This is a genomic window from uncultured Virgibacillus sp. (genome assembly GCF_947495635.1).
Taxonomy (GTDB): Bacteria; Bacillota; Bacilli; order Bacillales; family Amphibacillaceae; genus Virgibacillus; species Virgibacillus salarius.
Map to the genome: position 1 here is coordinate 1 of NZ_CANMAB010000193.1, position 1,935 is coordinate 1,935.

General features: G+C 35.8%; 1 protein-coding gene. It reads right to left on the bottom strand.

Annotated features, from left to right (window positions below):
- Positions 1-284: 284 nt before the first annotated feature.
- The gene (locus Q1A47_RS20400; protein ID WP_026680562.1) at positions 285-1,583 is read right to left on the bottom strand and encodes an MFS transporter; all 1,299 of its coding nucleotides are present in this window, start codon (positions 1,581-1,583) and stop codon (positions 285-287) included.
- Between the last annotated feature and the right edge of the window lie 352 nt (positions 1,584-1,935).

Sequence of the window (1,935 nt, forward strand, 5' to 3'; positions counted from 1 at the left end):
TGTTTTTTTCCATATACTTAAAATACCACAGTAAGTAACACTCTGGTATAGCCAAATTTTTATACTTTCTTATCTTTGAACAATAAACGACACTACCTTCCTCCGCCTGTGGTAGGAAATGCATCGGTGAGTCCCACAGTGTGACAGCACTCGGAAACTCACCAGCCGCCGGCGGAAAACGCAGTATATTTGTGAACCGGGTTCGTTCATGACCATCATTTCAAATTGTTCGTTTTATTCTTTTTATTCTTTAATTAACACACTTTTGTCTCACCCTTTTTCACTTACTTTGTGATAACTTTTACCTTTTCAGCGTCATTGGTTAATCTTTTTGCATCTTCCATACCTTTTTCTATATTGACAAATTTAAGAAGAATAATTCCGCCAATAAAAAATATAACTAACGAAATGATTCCTAATCGACTTGAACCTGTAAGTTGCCCAACAAAGGCAAATAGGAAAGGGCCGAAGATTGCTGCAAATTTAGAAGAAATTCCGTAGAACCCGAAGAATTCAGCATGTTTATTATCAGGGACCATTCTGCCAAAAATGGATCTACTAAGTGATTGTGCTCCACCTTGTACCATACCAACACAAATAGCAAGTAGGTAAAAGTGGATCGCCGAAGTCATAAAATAACCTAATACTACAATCCCCATGTAGACGTATAATGAAAGCGTTAATGCTTTTTTAGCACTTATTTTCTTCGCTAACCACCCAAAGAAAAATGTAAATGGTATACCTACAAACTGTGTAATTAAAAGTGCTGCAATTAAACTGTTTCCATCAATACCTATGTCTCTACCGTATATTGTTGCCATTTTAATAATGGTGGATATCCCATCGTTATACATCCAAAATGCAAGTAAAAAAAGTAATAATTGCTTATAATGCTTTAGGTCTTTAAACGTAGAAGCTACTCTGGAAAATCCAATTGCTGCATAAGACTTTTCCCGCTTCACAACCTTCTTTTTCTCTTCTTTAATATTTCGAAATAGCGGAAGTGAAAATAGAAACCACCATAAACCTACGGAAGCAAAAGAAACTTGGCTTGCAACGGTAGCATTAGGTAGTCCAAACCAATCGAACTTTAATATCATGAGAATATTAATAGCTAATAATATTCCCCCACCTATGTAACCCCATGCGAAACCTGCTGATGATACTTTATCAATTTCCTGTTCTTCTGCTATTTCTGGTAAGAATGCATCATAGAATACATTACCACCAGAAAATCCAATTGTTCCAATAATTAACAAAAACGAGGCAAAAAGGTAATCACCTTCGCCTACAAAAGCAAGTAAAATACTTGCTAGCATACCCATGTAGGCAAAAAATCGTAAAAACTTTTTCTTAGCTGCAGAATAATCACTTATAGCTCCTAGAATAGGTGCTAGGATTGCCACAATTAATACAGCAATTGACTGCGAATATCCCCAAAAACTTGCTGCAAGATTCTCATCAACACCAACAGCTGCTACGTCGTAATAAAAAACGGGTAAAACTGCAGCCATAATTGTAGTTGCAAAAGCAGAATTCCCAAAATCATAAAGGACCCAGCTAAGGGTTGTTTTCTTCTTCATCTCCATCCCCCTTTCTGTAAAGAATATCAAAATTACCTTCTATGCAGTACTACTTTTACAAAAATTTTAAAATAATTATCTATCGAGTAACCACCTTTACATCTCCCAGGATAAGAAAGGCTTCCGCAGCAATACATTGTACGTAGAAAAAGCGTTTCTCTTTTTTCATGGAGTTAACGTATTTTTTTACTGAGCTTTATAGTAATATTTGTTTTATCGTTCGACTTTTGGGTTAACTCTCTTAACTTCGTCCCAGATCCTTTTTTCAAAACCAGTAAGAAAAACTGAGCAAAATTCGCTCAGTCCTTATCACTAAATGCTCAGATTTACGCTTCCTCTAGTAGCTATTATG

Coding starts and splice junctions, on each gene's coding strand:
- Q1A47_RS20400 (WP_026680562.1), bottom strand. CDS start 1,583: ATGAAGAAGAAAACAACCCTTAGCTGGGTCCTTTATGATTTTGGGAAT.